This window comes from Pseudomonas sp. FEMGT703P, from assembly GCF_002786345.1.
GTDB classification, from domain to species: domain Bacteria; phylum Pseudomonadota; class Gammaproteobacteria; order Pseudomonadales; family Pseudomonadaceae; genus Aquipseudomonas; species Aquipseudomonas peli.
In genome coordinates this window covers 627,172-647,169 of the sequence record NZ_PGCM01000005.1, presented here as the reverse complement: position 1 = coordinate 647,169, position 19,998 = coordinate 627,172, and the positions used below count along the sequence as shown (strand labels likewise).

At 62.5% G+C, this 19,998-nt stretch carries 17 protein-coding genes; 10 read left to right on the top strand and 7 right to left on the bottom strand.

Annotation, left to right across the window (positions count from 1 at the left end; genetic code table 11):
• The 4 genes from CUR33_RS06805 to CUR33_RS06790 are packed head-to-tail and all read left to right on the top strand — an operon-like array spanning position 1 to position 2,635.
• Complete coding sequence (locus CUR33_RS06805; RefSeq protein ID WP_090248869.1) at positions 1-465, top strand: multidrug transporter; 465 nt, start codon at positions 1-3, stop codon at positions 463-465.
• Between the two features lie 34 nt (positions 466-499).
• The gene (locus tag CUR33_RS06800) at positions 500-1,330 is read left to right on the top strand and encodes an SDR family oxidoreductase (RefSeq protein ID WP_289239090.1); all 831 of its coding nucleotides are present in this window, start codon (positions 500-502) and stop codon (positions 1,328-1,330) included.
• Between the two features lie 11 nt (positions 1,331-1,341).
• Complete coding sequence (locus tag CUR33_RS06795) at positions 1,342-1,731, top strand: hypothetical protein (protein ID WP_289239089.1); 390 nt, start codon at positions 1,342-1,344, stop codon at positions 1,729-1,731.
• Positions 1,732-1,774: 43 nt separating this feature from the next.
• The gene (locus tag CUR33_RS06790; RefSeq protein ID WP_289239088.1) at positions 1,775-2,635 is read left to right on the top strand and encodes a DMT family transporter; all 861 of its coding nucleotides are present in this window, start codon (positions 1,775-1,777) and stop codon (positions 2,633-2,635) included.
• Between the two features lie 29 nt (positions 2,636-2,664).
• Here the strand turns inward: CUR33_RS06790 and CUR33_RS06785 are convergent, their stop codons facing one another.
• Entirely contained in the window at positions 2,665-4,662 is a 1,998-nt protein-coding gene (locus CUR33_RS06785) for a peptidase U32 family protein (protein ID WP_289239087.1), read from the bottom strand.
• A 415-nt stretch (positions 4,663-5,077) separates the two neighbouring features.
• On the opposite strand from CUR33_RS06785, the gene CUR33_RS06780 reads away from it, so the two are divergent.
• Both CUR33_RS06780 and CUR33_RS06775 read left to right on the top strand, forming a co-directional pair.
• Positions 5,078-7,447, top strand: coding sequence for a DNA polymerase II (locus tag CUR33_RS06780; RefSeq protein WP_289239086.1), 2,370 nt, complete (start codon positions 5,078-5,080; stop codon positions 7,445-7,447).
• A gap of 48 nt (positions 7,448-7,495) precedes the next feature.
• Positions 7,496-8,677, top strand: coding sequence for an AAA family ATPase (locus CUR33_RS06775; protein WP_289239085.1), 1,182 nt, complete (start codon positions 7,496-7,498; stop codon positions 8,675-8,677).
• Here the strand turns inward: CUR33_RS06775 and CUR33_RS06770 are convergent.
• The 6 genes from CUR33_RS06770 to CUR33_RS06745 all read right to left on the bottom strand — a co-directional run bounded on the left by CUR33_RS06770 (position 8,674) and on the right by CUR33_RS06745 (position 14,050).
• A complete protein-coding gene (locus tag CUR33_RS06770; RefSeq protein ID WP_282875148.1) occupies positions 8,674-9,579 on the bottom strand; it encodes a DMT family transporter in 906 nt (301 codons plus the stop codon). The two genes, CUR33_RS06775 and CUR33_RS06770, sit on opposite strands and share 4 nt — an antisense overlap.
• A gap of 73 nt (positions 9,580-9,652) precedes the next feature.
• Positions 9,653-10,882, bottom strand: coding sequence for an organoarsenical effux MFS transporter ArsJ (gene arsJ, locus CUR33_RS06765; RefSeq protein ID WP_289239084.1), 1,230 nt, complete (start codon positions 10,880-10,882; stop codon positions 9,653-9,655).
• Positions 10,883-11,126: 244 nt separating this feature from the next.
• The gene (locus tag CUR33_RS06760) at positions 11,127-12,128 is read right to left on the bottom strand and encodes an ArsJ-associated glyceraldehyde-3-phosphate dehydrogenase (RefSeq protein ID WP_289239083.1); all 1,002 of its coding nucleotides are present in this window, start codon (positions 12,126-12,128) and stop codon (positions 11,127-11,129) included.
• Between the two features lie 24 nt (positions 12,129-12,152).
• Positions 12,153-12,479, bottom strand: coding sequence for a YnfA family protein (locus CUR33_RS06755; RefSeq protein ID WP_090248888.1), 327 nt, complete (start codon positions 12,477-12,479; stop codon positions 12,153-12,155).
• A gap of 62 nt (positions 12,480-12,541) precedes the next feature.
• The gene (gene arsH / locus CUR33_RS06750) at positions 12,542-13,252 is read right to left on the bottom strand and encodes an arsenical resistance protein ArsH (RefSeq protein ID WP_289239082.1); all 711 of its coding nucleotides are present in this window, start codon (positions 13,250-13,252) and stop codon (positions 12,542-12,544) included.
• A gap of 24 nt (positions 13,253-13,276) precedes the next feature.
• Entirely contained in the window at positions 13,277-14,050 is a 774-nt protein-coding gene (locus tag CUR33_RS06745; RefSeq protein ID WP_289239081.1) for a metalloregulator ArsR/SmtB family transcription factor, read from the bottom strand.
• Between the two features lie 150 nt (positions 14,051-14,200).
• On the opposite strand from CUR33_RS06745, the gene arsB reads away from it, so the two are divergent.
• From arsB to CUR33_RS06725, 4 genes are all read left to right on the top strand, one after another.
• Entirely contained in the window at positions 14,201-15,271 is a 1,071-nt protein-coding gene (gene arsB, locus CUR33_RS06740; RefSeq protein ID WP_282875141.1) for an ACR3 family arsenite efflux transporter, read from the top strand.
• A 193-nt stretch (positions 15,272-15,464) separates the two neighbouring features.
• Positions 15,465-16,220, top strand: a complete 756-nt coding sequence (locus CUR33_RS06735) for a substrate-binding periplasmic protein (protein WP_289239080.1) — start codon at positions 15,465-15,467, stop codon at positions 16,218-16,220.
• Between the two features lie 86 nt (positions 16,221-16,306).
• A complete protein-coding gene (locus tag CUR33_RS06730) occupies positions 16,307-17,185 on the top strand; it encodes a helix-turn-helix domain-containing protein (protein WP_289239079.1) in 879 nt (292 codons plus the stop codon).
• Positions 17,186-17,360: 175 nt separating this feature from the next.
• A complete protein-coding gene (locus tag CUR33_RS06725) occupies positions 17,361-19,997 on the top strand; it encodes a DEAD/DEAH box helicase (RefSeq protein WP_289239078.1) in 2,637 nt (878 codons plus the stop codon).
• The last annotated feature ends 1 nt before the right edge of the window (position 19,998 follow it).

Sequence of the window (19,998 nt, the reverse complement as noted above, 5' to 3'; positions counted from 1 at the left end):
ATGCTATTCGGCGCAATTCTGCTGTTGAGCTGGCTGATCCTATTGATCCGCTACCCGAGCAAGGCACTGCCGATCTCCCTCGGCGCGCTGATCGGCCTGGGCCTGGTCGCCAGCTGGGTGCTCTGGCAGGAAAGCCGCGAGAACCGCCACTTGGCCCACCTCGAATTACGCCTCGATTATGCCCCTGAGCGCTGCCCGGCGGATCGCCCGCTGGCCCTGAACCTGAAGAATGGCAGCGAAGCCGCACTGCTTGAGCTGCATTGGCAGATCGCCGCCTATCGCCCTGGCGACAGCGTCAACCTGGCCGAGCGCCTGTATGAAACCCCGCACTACAGTGGCCCTGGCGAATTGTTGCCCGGTGACGACTGGCAAGCCTGCCTGCCGCTGCCCACGCTGCGCAGCGGCTACCGCGCCAAGACCCTGGAGTTTCGTGCTGAGCGCCTGCAAGGCAGCTTTAGCCGTTGACGGCTACCCCCATTAAAACAATAAGGAAAGTTGCATGACCCAGCCCAGCGTACTGATCACCGGATGCTCCAGCGGCATTGGCCGCGCCTTGGCCGAGGTGTTCCAGCAGGCCGGCTATCAAGTTTGGGCCACTGCGCGCAAAGCTGAAGACCTTAATGCCTTGAGCGAAGCGGGCTTTCACGCAGTGCAACTGGACGTCAACGATGGCCTGGGTCTTGGCCAACTGGCCGAACGCCTGAAAGCGGAGATCGGCGGGCTCGACGTACTAATCAATAACGCCGGCTACGGCGCCATGGGCCCACTGCTCGATGGCGGTGTCGAAGCCATGCGCAAGCAATTCGAAACCAACGTGTTCTCGCTGGTCGGCGTGACCCGCGCGCTGTTCCCGCTGCTGCGGCAGAACAAAGGGCTGGTGGTGAATATCGGTAGCGTCTCCGGCGTGCTGGTCACCCCGTTCGCCGGCGCCTACTGCGCTTCCAAGGCCGCCGTGCATGCTCTGACCGACGCCCTGCGCCTGGAACTGGCACCCTTCGCTATCGAGGTGATGGAAGTGCAGCCCGGCGCGATTGCCTCCAGCTTTGGCGCCAACGCCAGCCAACAGGCCGAACAGCTGATTGATGAAGCCTCGCCCTGGTGGCCGATACGCGACGGCATCCGCGCCCGCGCCAACGCCTCGCAGGACAACCCCACGCCCACCAGCCACTTTGCCCGCAACCTGCTGGCCGCCGTGCAGAGTAAATCCCGGCCGAACCTGGTACGCCTGGGTAATGGCAGCCGCAGCATGCCGCTACTGGCGGCGCTACTGCCTAAACGCCTGCTCGAAGCTGTATTAAAGAAACGTTTCGGCCTTAATCGCAGCCTCTAGGAGCACGCCCCATGCGCGAGCCAAGCCCCAGCAGCGTCGCGGTTACCCACCTGGCCCTTGGCGGCGTGGTGGCGGTTATCCTGCTCAACCTGCTGCTGCGCACCTTCGTCAAACTCGGCGGGCTGTTGACCACGGTGCTGATCGCCGCCTTGGTGGCCGCTGGTATGACCCTGTGGTTCTCCTGGCGCAACCGCCGCGCACCCTTGCAAGGCGAACGCCGTCGCTTGGTCGCGCTGTACGGCGGCATCCTGGCGCTGCTCTACCTGTGGTTACTGGCCATGATGGCGTGGAAGGATGATCCCAGCCCCATGGGTTTGCTGATTTTTGGCCTGCATTATTTCTGTTATCCGCTGATGGCCTGGCTGTTTCTCGCCAAGGGTTTTGGCAAGCGCAGTGAGTGACTGCCTCCCCAAACGTCCCACTGACGCCGCCGTGGGAACGCCCATGTCATCCACCCGCCTTGTCTGCATGACGACACTCGCGCTGATCGCCTTCGCGGCCAACTCCCTGCTCTGCAGGGCGGCACTCGCCGACGGCAGCATTGATGCCGCCAGTTTTACCAGCATTCGCCTGCTCGCCGGGGCCGCCGTGCTCTGGCTGATCGTGCGTATCCGCGCCGGTAGCGCCGCTGGCCAAGGCAACTGGCTATCAGCACTGGCCCTGTTTGCCTACGCCGCCGGCTTTTCCTTCGCTTACCTCGAACTGTCGACGGCCACCGGCGCCCTGCTGCTGTTTGGCGCAGTGCAAAGCACCATGATCGGTTATGGCCTGTACCGCGGCGAACGCCTGCGAGTGCCCCAGCTTGGCGGCCTGTTGCTGGCCATTGGCGGGCTGGTTGGGTTGCTGTTACCGGGTATCTCTGCACCGCCGCCACTGGCTTCGGCACTGATGCTGGGTGCGGGCATGGCGTGGGGAATCTATTCGTTGCGCGGCAAAGGCACGGGCGATCCGCTGCAGGTCACCGCCGGCAATTTCCTCCGAGCGGTGCCGATTGCGCTGATTCTGAGTGTCGCCATGCTCGGCGATCTCTCGCTGCAACACTCCGCTGGAATTGCCTACGCCACCGCCTCGGGCGCGCTGGCGTCCGGGCTCGGCTATGCCGTCTGGTACAGCGCCTTGCCGGCCTTGAAAGCCACCACGGCCGCCAGCGTGCAACTCAGCGTACCAGTGATCGCTGCGCTGGGCGGTGTGGTGCTGCTCGCCGAACCGCTCAGCCTACGCCTGCTCCTGGCCTCACTGGCCATACTCGGCGGCATTGCGCTGGTGATCCTGACTGGCAAGCAGGCCAACACAACCAGCCGCTGACGCGGCGGTGTGCAACCGCTGACCGACACTCAGCGCTTGATGGTTTTGAGCAGATCGTCCGGGGTGATATAGCCCACTACACCGCCGCTGCTTTGCGCGCTGCCCGGCTGTGGCTGATGCAGGATATGGCCCTTCATCTTGCCGATGATGTGCATCTCGCAGGGCTTGCAGTCGAACTTCAGGGTCAGCACTTCGTCCTGATGGATCAGCTGCATGTCCGAGACCTTGGTGCGTACGCCGGTCACGCCTTTGGCCTGCTTGGGGCACAGGTTGAAGGAAAAACGCAGGCAGTGTTTGGTGATCATCACCGGCACATCGCCTGCCTCTTCATGGGCCTCATACGCCGCATCAATCAGTTGCACGCCGTAACGCTTGTAGAAGGTGCGCGCCTTGTCGTTGTAGACGTTGGCGAGGAAGGTCAGGTGCGATTCCGGGTAGACCGGTGGCGGCATGCTCACCGGCTTACGCCCGCCACGCGGGTGAGCGGCGACGCGGGCTTGAGTCAGCGCCTCAATCGCTTCACGGCGCATGGCCTTGAGTTGCGAGCCTGGGACAAACGGCACGGCCTCACAGTCAATCTGCGCGCCAGTGCTGTAGTAGATGGTGGTGCCCAGTTTGCTCAGGCCATCGGCCAGTTGCTCGCGAGCTTGCTCGGCATCCTTGGCGGCGGCGAACGGCCCGGCCAGGCTAACGCGAGCGCTGATGCCCTCCTCACTGGTGACGCTCACATTCAACTGATCGCCCTGCACCGCCAACTGCCAGCTGACCGCAATGCGGCGCTCGGCGGAGGTTTTCTGCAAGGCCTGTTGCCAGTTGTGGTCGAGGTTGCGGTTGAGCGGCTGCTGTGGGCGCACGCGGTGCATGGCTTCGGGCATTTCGTTAGGCTCGACGCGGTAGCGGTAGCGCTTCTCGCCGTCTTCTTCAAACTCGCCTTTGAGCTCGCAGATGTTGCTGCGAAAACCCACCACTTCACGCTTGATCAGCACGTTCAGGCCATCGCCGTTGGACAGCGGCGTATCGGTGACGGCAATCAGGTCGCGCTTGTTCACTTTCTCGATATAGCCCACCGCCAAGCCGGTAAAGGTCGGCGAGTCGAAAGCGCCGATGTCCACCTTGCGGTCGGTGACGAAGTAATCCGTGCTGCCGCGGTGGAAGGTCTTGTCGGTGTCCGGGGTGAAGAAGTGCTCGGTGCGGCCGCTGGCGGCGCGAGCCAGGTGCGGGCGCTGTTCGAGAATCGCATCCAGCTCGCGGCGGTAGTGCGCGGTGATGTTCTTCACGTAGCTCATATCTTTGTAACGCCCTTCGATCTTGAACGAGCGCACGCCGGCATCAACCAGATGGATCAGGTTGTCGGTCTGGTTGTTGTCCTTCATCGACAGCAGGTGCTTATCAAAGGCCACCACGCGGCCCTGATCGTCCTTCAAGGTGTATGGCAGGCGGCAGGCTTGCGAGCAGTCGCCGCGGTTGGCGCTGCGCCCGGTCTGCGCGTGGGAGATGTTGCACTGCCCGGAGAACGCCACACACAGCGCACCGTGGATAAAGAACTCCACCGCCGAATCGACATTGCGGCAAATGTTGCTGATTTCTTCCAGGTTCAGCTCGCGGGCCAGCACCAGTTGGGAGAAGCCGGCGTTGTCGAGAAAGCGGGCTTTTTCCAGGGTGCGAATGTCGCACTGGGTGCTGGCGTGGATCTCGATGGGCGGCAGATCCATCTCCATCACGCCCATGTCCTGCACAATCAACGCATCGATGCCCGCCTCGTAGAGCTGCCAGATCATCTGCCGCGCCGGTTCCAGCTCATCCTCATGCAGGATGGTGTTGAGGGTGACGAACACCCGCGCATGGAACAGGTGGGCAAACTGCACCAGCTCGGCAATGTCCGCCACACTGTTGCTGGCGTTGTGCCGCGCACCGAACCCGGGGCCGCCGATATACACGGCATCGGCGCCGTGCAGGATGGCTTCCTTGGCAATCGCGGTATCGCGCGCGGGGCTCAGCAGTTCGAGGTGGTGCTTGGGCAGGGACATGGTTTCGCTATCGGGCAGTCAATCAGGCCGAGCATTTTACTCGGAAATTAGGGTCTGTTCCCATTTCATTCGCGGTCGCGCCGGAGCCTGCTTTTGCGCGAGGCAAGGCACGAGGAGCGCAGTTTGGTTATTCCAAATAAGCGACGAGAAACGCTGCATCGCGCAAAAGCAGGCCCGGCCCGAAGGGTTGCGCGGGAAATGCCCCCCGCTGTTGTTGCAGGACTTGGCAAGGGAACACCATTACCTACGCCCTGCGCCTAACCGGGGGGCATTTCTCGCAGCAACGCGCCTCGCGAATGAAACGGGAATAGACCCTGTTGTCTGTGCCCGCTTGGCAGCCGCACAACAACTGTATAGGCATACATATAAAAGCCTGCGTAGAATTGCCTCTCAATACAGACCCGAGAGCAACGCGGTGGACTTACAACAGGGCTTTCTGCTGACCCGACACTGGCGTGATACGCCGGCCGGCACGCAGGTGGAGTTCTGGTTGGCCACCGACAACGGTCCGCGCCTGCTGCGTCTGCCGCTGCAAACCTCAGTGGCCTTTATCCCGGCTGCGCAACGCGAGCAGGCGCAAGCGCTGCTGGCGGGCGAACGCGGCGTCGAGCTACGCCCGCTGGGCCTCAAGGACTTTCACCTGCGCCCGGTGCTCGGCCTGTATTGCCAACAGCACCGTACCTTGATGGACCTCGACAAACAGCTGCGCCGCGCTGGCCTGGACGTGTACGAAGCCGATGTGCGACCGCCCGAGCGCTACCTGATGGAGCGCTTTATCACCGCCCCCGTGCAGTTCACCGGCACACCCGATGCGACCAATCCCGCCCTGCTGCTGGAGGCGCAGATCAAGCCCTGCGAGGGTTACCGCCCGACGCTCAAGCTGGCCTCGCTGGATATCGAAACCAATGCCTTTGGTGAGCTGTACTCCATCGCCATTGAAGGCTGCGGCCAGCGCAACGTCTATATGCTTGGCCGCACGCCGGAACAGCCGCCAGATGTGGATTTTCAGCTGGAGTACTGCGCCAGCCGTGGCCAGTTGCTCGATTGCCTGAATCAGTGGATGGCGCAGCACGACCCCGACGCGATCATCGGCTGGAACCTGGTGCAATTCGACCTGCGTGTGCTGCACGAACACGCGCGCAACCTGGCCATCCCCCTGCGCCTGGGCCGCGATGGCAGCGAGATGCAGTGGCGTGAGCATGGCAGCGGCAACGGTCACTTCTTTGCTGACACCGCCGGCCGCTTGATCATCGACGGCATCGAGGCGCTGCGTTCGGCGACCTGGAGCTTCCCCTCGTTCAGCCTAGAAAACGTCGCACAAACCCTGCTCGGCGAGGGCAAGGATATTGCCACGCCTTACCAGCGCATGGACGAAATCGACCGTATGTTCCGCGAGGACAAACCGGCCCTGGCGCGCTACAACCTGCGCGACTGCGAGCTGGTCACGCGGATCTTCGGCAAAACCGCGATCCTCGACTTCCTGCTGGAGCGCGCCACGGTCACCGGCCTACCCGCCGACCGCAGCGGCGGCTCGGTGGCAGCCTTCGAGCACCTGTACATGCCGCTGATGCACCGCCGTGGTTTTGTCGCGCCAAACCTGGGGGACAACCCACCACAAGCCAGCCCCGGCGGCTTTGTCATGGAGTCGCAGCCGGGGCTGTATGAGTCGGTGTTGGTGCTCGATTACAAGAGCCTGTACCCGTCGATTATCCGCAGCTTTCTGATCGACCCGGTGGGGCTGATCGAAGGCCTGCGTCAGCCCGATGAGGCGCACTCAGTACCGGGTTTTCGCGGTGCGCGTTTCTCCCGAAGCCAGCATTGCCTGCCGGCGATTGTCGAGCGCGTATGGCAGGGCCGTGAGGCGGCCAAACGCGAGCACAACGCGCCGCTGTCGCAGGCGCTGAAAATCATCATGAACGCCTTCTACGGCGTGCTCGGCTCCAGCGGTTGCCGCTTTTTCGACACGCGCCTGGCCTCCTCCATCACCCTGCGCGGCCACGAGATCATGGCCCGCACCCGTGCGCTGATCGAAGCCGAAGGCTATGCGGTGATCTACGGCGACACCGACTCCACTTTTGTCTGGCTCAAGCGCCCGCATGCTGAAGAAGACGCCGCACAGATCGGCCGCACACTGGTGGCCAAGGTAAATGCCTGGTGGCGCGATCACTTGCGTGATGAGTACGGCCTGGAAAGCGCCTTGGAACTGCAGTTCGAAACCCATTACCGGCGCTTTCTGATGCCGACCATTCGCGGCACTGAGGAAGGCAGCAAGAAGCGCTACGCCGGCCTGATCACCCAGCCTGACGGTGGCCACAAGATGGTCTACAAAGGCCTGGAAACCGTGCGCAGCGACTGGTCGCCGCTGGCCCAGCAATTTCAGCGCGAATTGTATGAGCGCATCTTCCTCGGCCAGCCCTACCAGGACTATGTGCGTGACTACGTCGAGCGCACCCTGAGCGGCGAGCTGGATGAGCAACTGGTCTACCGCAAGCGCCTGCGCCGCCTGCTCACCGATTACGAACGCAACGTACCGCCCCATGTCCGCGCCGCGCGCCTGGCTGACGAGTTCAACGCCGCCCACGGCCGCCCGCTGCAATACCAACGCGGCGGCTGGATCAGCTACGTGATCACCACCGCTGGCCCGCAACCGCTGGAAGCGCGCAGCGCCGCCATCGACTACGACCACTACCTGACCCGCCAACTGCAACCGGTGGCAGATGCCATCCTGCCGTTTGTTGAGGATGATTTTGCAACCTTGATCGGCGGCCAACTAGGCTTGTTTTAGGCACGCCGCGCCGCTAAAAACCCTTCATTAGCTGTCAGGACGACACCCATGCTGCACACCCTCGCCGTCGCCAACTACCGCTCAATCAACACCCTGGTGCTGCCGCTGGGTCGGCTCAATCTGGTGACCGGGGCCAACGGCAGCGGCAAGTCGAATCTCTATCGCGCCCTGCGCCTGCTGGCGGAAACCGCCCAGGGCGGCGTGGTCAATGCATTGGCCCGTGAAGGCGGGCTGGATTCGACTTTCTGGGCCGGACCGGAAACCCTCAGCCGGCGCATGCTCAGCGGCGAGGTGCCTGTGCAGGGCGGCCCACGCAAGGAGGCCCGACGTTTGCGCCTGGGCTTTGCCGGCGATGATTTCAGCTATGCCATTTCCCTCGGGCTGCCGGAGTCCAACTCCGGCGAGAGCCGCGACAAGCCCAGCGCCTTCGCCCTGGATCCCGAGATCAAACGCGAATGCATCTGGGCTGGGGGCAGCTATCGCCCCGCTTCGCTGCTGGTGGACCGCGCCGGCGCGATGGTGCGTATGCGTGAGGGGCGCAACTGGCAGGTGATGACCCAACACCTGCCAAGCTTCGACAGCCTGTATGAGCAGATCGGTAATGATCCGGCCTGCCCGGAAGTCTCCCACCTGCGCGAACATATCCGCCGCTGGCGCTTCTACGATCACTTTCGCAGCGATGCCGAAGCGCCCGTGCGCCAGCCGCAACTGGGCACCCGTACCCCGGTGCTGCACCACGACGGCCGTGATCTGGCGGCGGCGTTGCAGACCATTCGTGAAATCGGCGATGCCGCTGCGCTGGATGCGGCGATCAGCGACGCCTTCCCCGGCGCACGTATGCGTATCGACTTTCAACAAGGCGGGCGCTTTGCCGTCGAACTGCAACAGGAGGGATTATTACGGCCGTTGTCGGCCAGCGAGCTGTCGGACGGCACCCTGCGCTACCTACTGCTGGTCGCCGCCCTGCTCACCCCACGGCCGCCATCGCTGATGGTGCTGAATGAGCCGGAGACCAGCCTGCACCCCGATCTGCTGCCCGCACTCGGCCGCTTGATTATCGCCGCGTCGCAACACACCCAGGTCTGGGTGGTATCCCACGCCAGCCGCCTGATCGCCACCCTGGAGCAACACCCCGAGTGCAACGCCATCGTCCTGGAAAAACAGCTGGGGCAAACCGTGATCCAGGGCCAGGGCATGCTCGATGAGCCAGCGTGGAAGTGGCCGAGTTAAACCTTGGCGGCCAGGGCAACCGTTGCCGGTAGCGCCTTGGGCTTACGGAACACCAGCACGTTACCCAGCATCACCAGCAGCAAACCGAACAGCGCCGGCGCGGTCCACTGGTAGCCCTCGGCAAATACCGAGATATTCAGCGCCACCACCGGAAACAGCACGGTGCAGTAAGCTGCGCGCTCCGGGCCCATGCGCCCGACCAGGGTCAGGTAGGCGGTAAAGCCGATCACCGAGCCGGGAATCGCCAGGTACAGCAAGGTGCCGATGTAACGGGTGTTCCACTCGAAACCAAACGGCGTGCCGCTGACCAGGCAGATCGCCACCAGCATCAGCGCGCCATAGAGCATGCCCCAGGCATTGGTGGTCAGTGGCTTGAGCCCGGCCTTCTGCTGCAGGCTGGAGAGCATATTGCCGGCGGAGAAGCATAGGGTGCCGATCAGCGCCAGGCCGATGCCCAAGAGGGTTTCACGACTGGCCTCCTGCCCGGCCAGTTCCGGCCAGAACAACAGCGCCAGACCGCCCAGCCCCAGCGCGCCGCCGGCCAGTACATTGGCGGCGATCTGCTGTTTGAAGAACAGCCGCGCGTTGATCGCATTCCACAGCGTTGCAGTGGAAAAAATCACCGCCACCAAGCCGCTAGGGATCCACTGGCTGGCGGTGTAGAAACACATAAAGTTGATACAGAACAGACACAGCCCCTGCGCCAGACAGATCAGCTGGCCGCGCTTATCGAGTTTCTGCAGGCGACCGCTTAGCAGCAGAACGGCAAACAGCACGGCAGCAGCCAGGGCAAAGCGATAGGCGATGGAGGCAGCAATTGCCACCTCGCCCAGTTGCAACTTGAGGGCGATCCAGGTGGTGCCCCAGATCAGTACGGTCAACAGATAGAGCGACAGGTTCATCAACAGACTCCCGGTAGATGGTTGAGAGTCTGCGCCTGATCGGCCTGGCTGTTCTTGCACAAACTTGCGCTTTTTACTCCTTCAGACTGATCGCGCGGTGCCGAGGCAGTCCAATGGAGATCAGCGCCGCCAGCAGAACAAAAGCCGAAGACACCCACAAGCAGGCTTCCAAGCCATAGGCCTGATACACCCAGCCCGACAGCAGCGTGCCGATCAACCGGCCGAGGGCGTTGGACATGTAATAGAAGCCCACATCCAGCGACACGCCGTCTTCCTTGGCGTAGCTGACAATCAGGTAGCTGTGCAGCGAGGAGTTCACCGCAAACAGCACGCCAAACAGCATCAGCCCGCCGAGCAAGACCCACTGCGCCGGCAAATCACTGCTCAGACCCAGGGCGATTGCAGCGGGCAAACCAGCCAGTACGGCAGCCCAGGCGAATGCCGCGCGGCCATCCGGCAACTGGCCGCTGGCCTTGCCGGTGATGACTGGGGCGAAGGACTGCACCATGCCGTAGCCAATCACCCACGCAGCGAGAAAGCCGCCAACCATCCAGAAATCCCAGCCAAACACGCCGGACAGGTACACCGGCAGCGCCACCACAAACCACACATCGCGCGCGCCGAATAAGAACAAGCGTGCGGCCGAGAGGATATTGATCGCCCGGCTCTTGGACAGAATGTCGCGAAACTTCGGTTTGGCTTTCGCCTTGCCCAGATCCTTTTTCAGCAGCAACAGGCTGGCCAACCAGATCAGCGCCAGCACCGCCGCCATGGCCAGCACTGCGCCAGTGAACCCGAGCAGCGCCAGCAGCGCACCGCCCATAAAGAAACCCACGCCCTTCAGCGCATTCTTCGAGCCGGTAAGGATCGCCACCCACTTGTACAGCGTGCCCTGCTGACTGTCCGGCACCAGCAGCTTGATCGAGCTTTTCGCGCTCATCTTGTTCAGGTCTTTGGCAATACCGGACAGCGCCTGCGCGCCCATCACCCAAGGAATCGTCAGCCAGGCCGCAGGCACGGTGAGCATCAGCAACGCCGCCACCTGCAGGCCCAGACCGATATTCATGGTGCGATTCAGCCCCAGCCGCGCGCCCAAGTAGCCGCCGACCAGATTGGTGACCACGCCGAAAATCTCATAGAACAAAAACAGCGCGGCAATCTGCAGCGGCGTGTAACCCAGGCTATGGAAATGCAGCACCACCAACATGCGCAGTGCGCCGTCGGTCAGGGTGAAAGCCCAGTAATTGCCGGTCACCAGCAGGTATTGGCGCACTTCGGGAGCGAGGCGGGATAAGGCGTGCATGTGCTGATTTCCTGATCAATCGCGGTGTCTTTAGCCCCTCTCCCCAACCCTCTCCCCAAAGGGGCGAGGGAGCGGACTTCATGCGGCTTAAAGAAAGCCACGAAATGAAGCGGGAGGCGTAACACTCCCCTCTCACGCTTGCGGGGCGGTGCGGGGAAAGCGAAGCACTGCTTCGCCCGCTAACGCGCCCTGAGTTCTGCGAAGGGCTGGGGCGCAGAGCGGGGGTTGGGGGAGAGGGCCGCAGTTATTGCGCACCCACCATCCGCGCCAGCTCCACCGCGCGGTTGGCGTAGCCCCATTCGTTGTCGTACCAGGCGTAGAGCTTCACCTGGGTGCCGTTGACTACCATGGTCGACGGCGCATCGATAATCGACGAGCGCGGGTCGGTGCGGTAGTCGATGGACACCAGCGGACGTTCCTCATAACCGAGGATGCCCTTAAGCGGACCGTCAGCGGCAGCTTTAAGCAGTACGTTGACCTCCTCCACCGTAGTGGCGCGTTCCACCTCGAATACGCAGTCAGTCAACGAGGCATTGGCCAGCGGTACACGCACCGCGTGGCCGTTGAGCTTGCCGCGCAGCTCGGGGAAGATCTCGGCAATCGCCGTGGCCGAACCGGTGCTGGTTGGGATCAAGCTCATGCCTGAGGCACGCGCGCGGCGCAGATCCTTGTGCGGCGTATCGAGGATGCTCTGGGTGTTGGTCAGGTCGTGGATGGTGGTGATCGAGCCGTGGCGGATGCCGAGGTTCTCGTGGATCACCTTGACCACCGGGGCCAGGCAGTTGGTGGTGCAGGAGGCGGCGGTAACGATGCGGTGCTGCGCCGGGTCGAACAGCTGCTGGTTTACGCCCATCACGATATTCAGCGCGCCCTGCTCTTTTACCGGTGCGCAGACCACCACGCGCTTAACGCCTTGATCCAGATAGCCTTGCAGCACCGCGACGGTTTTCATCTTGCCGCTGGCCTCGATCACCAGATCGCAGCCGCTCCAGTCGGTGTCGGCAATGGCCTTGTTGGCCGTGACCTGGATGCGTTTGCCGTCGATCAGGATGCACTCGCCCTCACTGCTCGCCTCGTGCTGCCAGCGACCGTGCACCGAGTCGAAATTCAGCAGATGGGCATGGGTCGGCGCATCGCCGGCCGGATCATTGATCTGCACAAACTCAAATTCCGGCCAGCCCCAAGCAGCGCGCAGCGCCAGACGACCGATACGACCAAAACCGTTGATACCTACCTTGATAGCCATGGACAGACTCTCTCGTTGAGCGGGTTAAATATTGCGCGGCGCAAACATGATGATCGCCATGCCGAGCATGGCCACAGCGGCGCCCAGCAGGTCCCAATGGGTCGGGCGAATACCGTCCACCAGCCATAGCCAGATAATCGCCATCGCCACATACACCCCGCCATAAGCGGCATACACCCGCCCAGCGGCAGTTGGATGCAGAGTCAGCAGCCAGGCAAACAGCGCCAGCGCAGCCGCGGCCGGCACCAGCAGCCAAATGCTCTTGCCCTGCTTGAGCCACAGGTACGGCAGGTAACAGCCGATAATTTCGGCCAGGGCCGTAAGGGCGAAAAGCCCAATGGTGTTTAGCATGCTGACCTCAATAGCCGACCTGCAGTCGGTCTGGACGCGTGTGTAGGGTTGGCGGCTGAACCTTAAATGGATGCCTGATTGACCCGTTTACTCAACTCGTTGGCCGACTCCTTGCGCTCGGAGTAGCGGTCCACCAGGTAGTCCGCCTGGCCGCGCAGCAGCAGAGTGAACTTGACCAGTTCCTCCATCACATCCACCACGCGGTCGTAATAGGCTGAAGGCTTCATCCGCCCGGCGTCGTCAAATTCGAGAAAGGCTTTAGCCACCGAAGACTGGTTGGGTATGGTGAACATACGCATCCAACGCCCCAGCACGCGCATCTGGTTCAGCGCATTGAAGGATTGCGAGCCGCCGCTGACCTGCATCAGCGCCAGGGTCTTGCCCTGGGTCGGGCGCACCGCGCCCATGCTCAGGGGAATCCAGTCGATCTGCGACTTGAACACTCCGGTCATCGCGCCGTGACGCTCCGGCGAGCACCAGACCATGCCCTCGCTCCACAGCACCAGCTCGCGCAGTTCCTGCACCTTGGGATGATCCTCGGGGGCGTCGTCCGGCAACGGCAGGCCGCTGGGGTTGAAGATGCGTGGTTCGGCGCCGAACCGCTCAAGCAGGCGCGCGGCCTCCTCGGTCAACAGACGGCTGTAAGAGCGCGCCCGGTTGGAGCCATACAGCAGCAAAATACGCGGCTTGTGCAGCGGGGCCGGCTTGGCCAGTTGTTCCTGACTGGGCGGTTCGAGCAGTTCGGGGTCGATATTCGGCAACTCAAAGGTCATGGCCTTTCTCCAGAAAACAGTGGCTCAGCCGCACAGCGAGGCGCGATCAGGACGGTCACGCATGCTGTGCAGGCGCAAACGATCTTCGGCCAGTTGCGGATCGTCAGCCTGGAGCACCTGCTTCAGGATCTGCCCGACCCAGGCCGGCAGTTGCGGATGCAGGCGGTAGTAGACCCACTGCCCGGCGCGGCGATCCTGCAACAGGCCGCTGCTGCGCAACTGGGCCAGATGACGGGAGATTTTCGGCTGGCTTTCCTGCAGAGCGGCGGTCAGCTCGCAGACGCACAGCTCGCCTTCCTGGGCAATTAGCTGGGTCATGCGCGCGCGGGTGTCGTCGGCCAGACATTTGAACAGGGTCACCGGGGCGAGCATCTGCGTGGGCTGGCTGACTTTGCTTTTGACCAGCACGAACATCTTGATGCGCTCGTGGATCTGCTGCAGACAACGCGTGTAGGCATTCTGCTGCTGGCTGCTGGCCGGGTCCTCGAAGTCCCAGGCGATGTATTCGCCAGCCCCGGGCAAGGTGCTGCACTCGAAGGCGGACTTGTCGCACAGGGTGATCACGTAATCGAACTGCTGGCCATCGAAGCTCTCCAGCGCCTTGCTGTGCAGGCCTTCCGTGCTGACGCCCAACTGCTCCAGGGCCTGACGTGCACGCGGATCAACCTCACCAGGCAGAGTGCCGGCGCTAAAAACCTCATAGCCTTCGGGATCGGTATGGCGTAGCAGCGCTTCGGCCATCTGCGAGCGGGCAGCATTGGCCACACAGAGAAACAGCACGCGAATCTTTTGGCTCATGGCGATGGGTGTCATGCAAATACGATTTGGCGAATATATTGATATCCATATATCTTGTAAACCGTATATTCAGCCTAACCCAAGCCGACCCAGATCAATAACGAGCACAGCGGGACTGGCTAGACTCGCCCCTCACCCAAGGAATCCAGCATGGCCAATGCCCTAGAATCCTCCGCTCCTCAAACCCGCTCGCCGCTCGGTCTGTTCGAGCGCTATCTAACGCTCTGGGTATTTCTCTGCATTATCGGCGGTACCCTGCTCGGCCTGTTCGCCCCCGAAGCAGCGCAAGCGGTGGGCGCTCTGGAAGTTGCTCAGGTGAATATCCCGGTGGGATTGCTGATCTGGGTGATGATCATCCCCATGCTGATGAAGATCGACTTTCGCGCGATTGGTGAGGTCTATCAGCAGCGCGCCGGCCTGGGCGTGACGCTGAGCATCAACTGGCTAATCAAACCGTTCACCATGGCCTTTCTGGCCTGGCTGTTTCTGCGCCATGTGTTCGCCGACTGGCTGCCCGCCGAACAGATCGACAGCTACGTGGCCGGGCTAATTCTGCTCGGCGCCGCGCCTTGCACGGCTATGGTGTTTGTCTGGAGCAACCTGTGTAAGGGCAACGCCAACTTCACCCTGACCCAGGTGGCGATCAACGATTTGGTGATGGTGTTCGCCTTCGCCCCCATCGTCGCCCTGCTGCTAGGCGTATCGTCGATTCCAGTGCCGTGGGACACCCTGCTGCTGTCGGTGGTGATGTATATCGTTATCCCCCTGGCCATCGCCCAATTTATCCGCGCGCGTCTGCTGCACCGGGGTGATGTGGCCTTGCAAGCGGTGCTCACGCGCATCGGCCCGTTCTCCATCCTAGCGTTGCTCGCCACCCTGGTGCTGCTGTTCTCCTTCCAGGGTCAGACCATCGTTGCCCAGCCTTTGATCATCGCCATGCTGGCAGTGCCAATTCTGCTGCAGACGCTGTTTATCGCTGCCCTCGGATACTGGATGTGCCGGCAACTCAAGGTGCGCCACGATATCGCTGGACCGGCGGCGATGATCGGTGCGTCGAACTTCTTCGAACTCGCCGTAGCGGTGGCCATCGCGCTCTACGGCTTCAACTCCGGCGCAGCGCTAGCCACGGTGGTCGGTGTGCTGATCGAGGTGCCGGTGATGCTCTGGCTGGTGCGCATGGTCAATAACAGCAAGGGTTGGTACGAGCGCGCGCAGGGCTGACTGCTCGATCCCAACGGTTAATAGCCATTCACTCGCATGCTCGAAAATGACCATCCAGAGCGGTATATGCGGCGGGTCGACAGCCTATGCCCAGCAGGCTAGCGTCAATACAGGGTGTCGCTGACGCATGCGCACCCGCCACACTGCCTGAGCCACCCGGCGTTGCCGGTCGCTGTAGCCTGAGGTACGCCGCATGTCTTCTCGCCTTGGCAACGCGCTTGCGTTTGTTTCCTTGTGTTTTTTCAGCCTGACGCTGTATGCCGAAGCTAAGTGGGAGTCGCTGGACTTCATCACCGAAGAATTCCCACCCTACAACTACACCGAAAGCGGCATCGCCCGTGGCATTACAGTGGACATCCTGCTGGAAGCGGCCGCCAGCGCCGGCCTGCCCATCGCGCGCCGGGATATTCGTTCACTGCCCTGGGCGCGCGGTTATCAGATGGCGCGCAAAGGTCCGGGGGTGATGCTGTTTTCCATGACCCGCACCGAGGAGCGCGGCCCGCAGTTCAAGTGGGTCGGGCCGATCATGCCCAGCCGCATCGTGCTATTGGCACGCAAGGATCGCCCGTTACAGATCAAGCAACCGGCAGATCTCAGCGCGCACCGCATCGGTGTGATTCGCGATGATGTCGGCCATCACCTGCTGAATAGCCTTGGTATCAACGACAACCAGCTGCAGATCTCGGCCAGCGCAATTCAGCTGGCCAACCTGCTGCATAACAGCCGTATCGACCTGTGGGCGTACGATGAAACTACTGCCTACTGGTTTATCCGCAATCTGGACATGCACAGCCACGACTTCACCCCGGTGCATGTGCTCAAGGAAAGCGCCATGTATTACGCCTTCAGCCTGGACACCGACGCGGTGCAGCTCACCCGGCTGCAGAACAGCCTGAATGCGCTCAAGCAACAGCCGCGCTACCTGGAAATACTCGACAGCTACAGATAACCGCGCCTTGCATAATCTTGCGCTTTTACGCGCGCGGGGGCTGGCACGCGGGCATGCCCTGCGTAGCATGGAGCAACGGAGGATTTATGTCGCAACTTGAGCACCTACAGGTTTTCCAGAGCATGCACAGCTCGCCCAACACCCGCCTGCACCGCAGCGCAGAGTTGGGCGACGGGATGGCGGCTGCCGTGTGGAGCAACCGTCATGATGCCCGCGATTACGAAGCACCCAGCCATCACACGCTGTCCTGCTACCTGGCCGGCGGCACCGGCACCTTCCGCCGCGAGAGCCCACACAGCAAAGGCGCGCCAGACAAACTGTGCATTCTGCCGGCCGGCCATCAATCGGAATGGGTGATCAACGGTGAAATCCATCTGGCCCATCTGTATATCAGCCAGGAGCAATTCGCCCTGGCGGCCGTCAACCTGTTAGACCGCGAACCACGGGAACTGGAACTGCGCGAAGGCACCTTTCTCGATGACCCGCAGCAAGCCCAGCGCTTTCGTCAGCTGAGCCAGCTGGATTGGCAAGAACCGGCCGAACGCCTGCTCAGCAGCAGCCTGGCCCACGGCCTGATCAACCACGCGCTGCTGTCCCAGGTGGGCCGCCGCGAAGGCCTGCGCCTGACCGGCGGCCTGGCCCCCAGCCAGCGCCGCCGAGTGCGCGAGTTTATCCAGGCCAACCTCAGTGAAGCGCTCAGCCTGGGTCAGCTGGCCAGTTTGTGTGCGCTCTCCGAATACCACTTCGCCAGGATGTTCCAGCTCAGCTTCGGCCTGCCGCCACACCGCTATGTGTTGGCGCAGCGCCTGCGCCATGGTCAGCAGCTGCTGCAACACAGCACGCTGCCACTGGCTGAAGTGGCCCTGGCCTGCGGCTTTGCCAGTGCCAGCCATTTCAGCAACCGTTTCCGCCAGGCCTTCAGCGCCACGCCGGGGCAATACCGCGCGGCCCTGCAACGCCCCTGAGCCCAAGCCAAGCAGCATCAGCCCGCCGCATACCCGCCTATCAGGCAACGCAGCTTGCGCACAATGAGCCTGAAAACAGCCTGCTAATCCCACGCTGGCTGTGCAAGAATCATCGGCTGCCTTCGAGAAAGCTGCCCATGCCACGATTCATCTACTCGCCCGCCCGGTGCCTCTGATGGCCCTCGACATCCTGCATCTACGCCAGGAAGACTGGCGCGCAGAATTCGGCGACGGCGACTTGCTGCGCGGTCAGGCCTATGCCGCACAAGGCCGCAGCCGTTTGCTCAGCCTCAAAGACAGCACCCTGTTGGCCAGCTGCCGTGGCTCCGGTGCGCAAACCTATCAACAGCGCATCACCCTGCATCATTACGGCCAGGGCTGGGGCGTAACCGGCCATTGCAGCTGCCCGGTGGGCTTCAACTGTAAACACGTGGCCAGCGCCCTACTCACCCTGCAAACCCAGCAGGAACAAGGCGTCGACCTCTCGCCACTGATCGTCAGCAGCCCGCAGGCCCGCGAAGAGTGCCTGGAAAACCTGCAGCCCAGCCCAGTACTGAGCCTCGGCAGCCTGGTGCGCGTGCACTTCGATGCGCGCAAGGGCCGTATGCAGGAGCAGACCCAGCACCGTGCCGCATTGGCCTTCGATTACCAGGGCCACCTGGCCTCCGGCAAACAGGGTAAAGACCTGCTGATCAAGCAGAGCGCCCAGCACAGCCTGCGCATCGTGCGTGACATCAGCGCTGAAACCCAGCTGCGCAAACGCCTGGAACAAACAGGCCTGCAAGTGGCACTGCGGCAGAGCGAAGCGCTGCCGGAAAGCGCCGGCGAAGCTTACGAGCAACCCAGTGAGACTGCCTGGTTGCAGTTTATTCGTGAGCATCTGCCAGCGCTGCGCGCAGAGGGCTGGCAAATCCGCATGCAGCCGGACTTCCAGTTCAACCTGGTACAGGTCGATGACTGGTACGCCGAAGTCGAAGAAGACCCCGAGCAAACCTGGTTCGATCTGGAACTGGGGATCGAGGTCGAAGGCCAGCGCATCAGCCTGTTGCCGATACTGCTGCAGGCCATCCGCCAAAAACCCTGGTTGCTCAACGGCGAAGCGCTGAACAAACGCGATGACGACGAAGTGGTGCTGGTCAGCCTGCCGCATAACCACAAACGCGCCGCCCTGCCGCTGGCCCGCCTCAAACCGCTGCTCGCGACCCTGGGCGAGCTGTTCGTACGCGAGCCTAGCGAGTCCAACCAGCACCTGCGCCTGTCGCGCCTGGATGCCGCGCGCCTCAATCACCTGCAAGAAGGCCCAGCCATCAGTTGGCAAGGTGGCGACCAGTTGCGTGAGTTCGCCCAACGCCTGCAACAACTGGACAGCAATACCCTGCAAGCGCCCGCCGGCTTGCTCGCGGAACTGCGACCCTACCAACTGCAAGGCCTGGCCTGGATGCAGGGCCTGGCCGAGCTGGATGTCGGCGGTTTGCTGGCCGATGACATGGGCCTGGGTAAAACCCTGCAGACCCTTGGCCATATCCTCTGCGAGTTCAACGCCGGGCGTTTGCAGCAGCCGGCGCTGATCGTCATGCCCACTAGCCTGATCCCCAACTGGCAGGATGAAGCCGCGCGCTTCACCCCGCAGCTCAAGGTACTGGCGCTGCACGGGCCGAAGCGCCGCGCGCTGTTCAAGCAGATCGACGAGCACCAGATCATCCTCACCACCTACGCCCTGCTGCCGCGCGATCTCAAGGCATTGAGCGCCTACCGCTATCGCCTGCTGATTCTCGATGAAGCGCAGAACATCAAGAACCCACGCAGCAAGTCCGCCGTCGCTGCCGGGCAACTGCAGGCAGGGCAACGTCTGTGCCTGACCGGCACGCCGCTGGAAAATCACCTGGGCGAGCTGTGGTCGCTGTTCAACTTTCTGATGCCCGGCTGGCTGGGTGACAGCAAAAGCTTTACCCGCGACTACCGCACGCCGATTGAAAAGAACGCCAACCAGCAGCGCTTGGCGCACCTTACCGGGCGGATCAAACCCTTTATCCTGCGCCGCACCAAGGAACAGGTGGCCAGCGAGCTGCCGCCGAAAACCGAAATCACCCACTGGGTCGAACTCAGCGCGGCCCAGCGTGACCGTTACGAAACCCTGCGCCTGGCCATGGACCAGAAGGTCCGCGCGGAAATCGCCCGCCAGGGTTTGGCGCGTAGTCAGATCGTAATTCTTGAAGCACTGCTGCGGCTGCGCCAGGCTTGCTGTGACCTGCGTCTGCTCAGCGAGGAAGGCGACAGCGGCCTGACTAGCGCGGATTCCGGCAAGCTCAGCGGCCTGCTGGAGATGCTCGAAGAGTTGTTCGCCGAAGGTCGGCGGGTGCTTCTGTTCTCGCAGTTCACCTCGATGCTGGCGCTGATCGAGGCCGAGTTGAAGGTGCGCAACATTCCCTACGCCAAGCTCACCGGTAGCACCCAGGATCGCCGCACCCCGGTGCAGCAGTTCCAGGCTGGCGAACTGCCGATCTTCCTGATCAGCCTGAAAGCCGGCGGCGCGGGCCTGAACCTGACCGCCGCCGACACGGTGATCCACTTCGACCCTTGGTGGAACCCCGCCGCCGAAGCACAAGCCAGCGACCGCGCCTACCGCATCGGCCAGGACAAGCCGGTGTTCGTCTACAAGCTGATCGCCAGGGGTAGCGTGGAAGAGAAAATCCAGCAGCTGCAGCAGGCCAAAGCCAACCTGGCCCGCGGCGTGCTGGAAGGTGGCAGCCAGAGCCAGCTGCAGCTCAGTGAAGACGACGTGCAGGCACTGTTTGCACCGTTAAACGACTGAT

Excerpts from the sequence above, each read along its gene's own strand:
- CUR33_RS06805 (WP_090248869.1), top strand. The coding sequence starts at position 1 with ATGCTATTCGGCGCAATTCTGCTGTTGAGCTGGCTGATCCTATTGATC.
- CUR33_RS06800 (WP_289239090.1), top strand. The coding sequence starts at position 500 with ATGACCCAGCCCAGCGTACTGATCACCGGATGCTCCAGCGGCATTGGC.
- CUR33_RS06795 (WP_289239089.1), top strand. The coding sequence starts at position 1,342 with ATGCGCGAGCCAAGCCCCAGCAGCGTCGCGGTTACCCACCTGGCCCTT.
- CUR33_RS06790 (WP_289239088.1), top strand. The coding sequence starts at position 1,775 with ATGTCATCCACCCGCCTTGTCTGCATGACGACACTCGCGCTGATCGCC.
- CUR33_RS06785 (WP_289239087.1), bottom strand. The coding sequence starts at position 4,662 with ATGTCCCTGCCCAAGCACCACCTCGAACTGCTGAGCCCCGCGCGCGAT.
- CUR33_RS06775 (WP_289239085.1), top strand. The coding sequence starts at position 7,496 with ATGCTGCACACCCTCGCCGTCGCCAACTACCGCTCAATCAACACCCTG.
- CUR33_RS06770 (WP_282875148.1), bottom strand. The coding sequence starts at position 9,579 with ATGAACCTGTCGCTCTATCTGTTGACCGTACTGATCTGGGGCACCACC.
- arsJ (WP_289239084.1), bottom strand. The coding sequence starts at position 10,882 with ATGCACGCCTTATCCCGCCTCGCTCCCGAAGTGCGCCAATACCTGCTG.
- CUR33_RS06760 (WP_289239083.1), bottom strand. The coding sequence starts at position 12,128 with ATGGCTATCAAGGTAGGTATCAACGGTTTTGGTCGTATCGGTCGTCTG.
- CUR33_RS06755 (WP_090248888.1), bottom strand. The coding sequence starts at position 12,479 with ATGCTAAACACCATTGGGCTTTTCGCCCTTACGGCCCTGGCCGAAATT.
- arsH (WP_289239082.1), bottom strand. The coding sequence starts at position 13,252 with ATGACCTTTGAGTTGCCGAATATCGACCCCGAACTGCTCGAACCGCCC.
- CUR33_RS06745 (WP_289239081.1), bottom strand. The coding sequence starts at position 14,050 with ATGAGCCAAAAGATTCGCGTGCTGTTTCTCTGTGTGGCCAATGCTGCC.
- arsB (WP_282875141.1), top strand. The coding sequence starts at position 14,201 with ATGGCCAATGCCCTAGAATCCTCCGCTCCTCAAACCCGCTCGCCGCTC.
- CUR33_RS06735 (WP_289239080.1), top strand. The coding sequence starts at position 15,465 with ATGTCTTCTCGCCTTGGCAACGCGCTTGCGTTTGTTTCCTTGTGTTTT.
- CUR33_RS06730 (WP_289239079.1), top strand. The coding sequence starts at position 16,307 with ATGTCGCAACTTGAGCACCTACAGGTTTTCCAGAGCATGCACAGCTCG.
- CUR33_RS06725 (WP_289239078.1), top strand. The coding sequence starts at position 17,361 with ATGGCCCTCGACATCCTGCATCTACGCCAGGAAGACTGGCGCGCAGAA.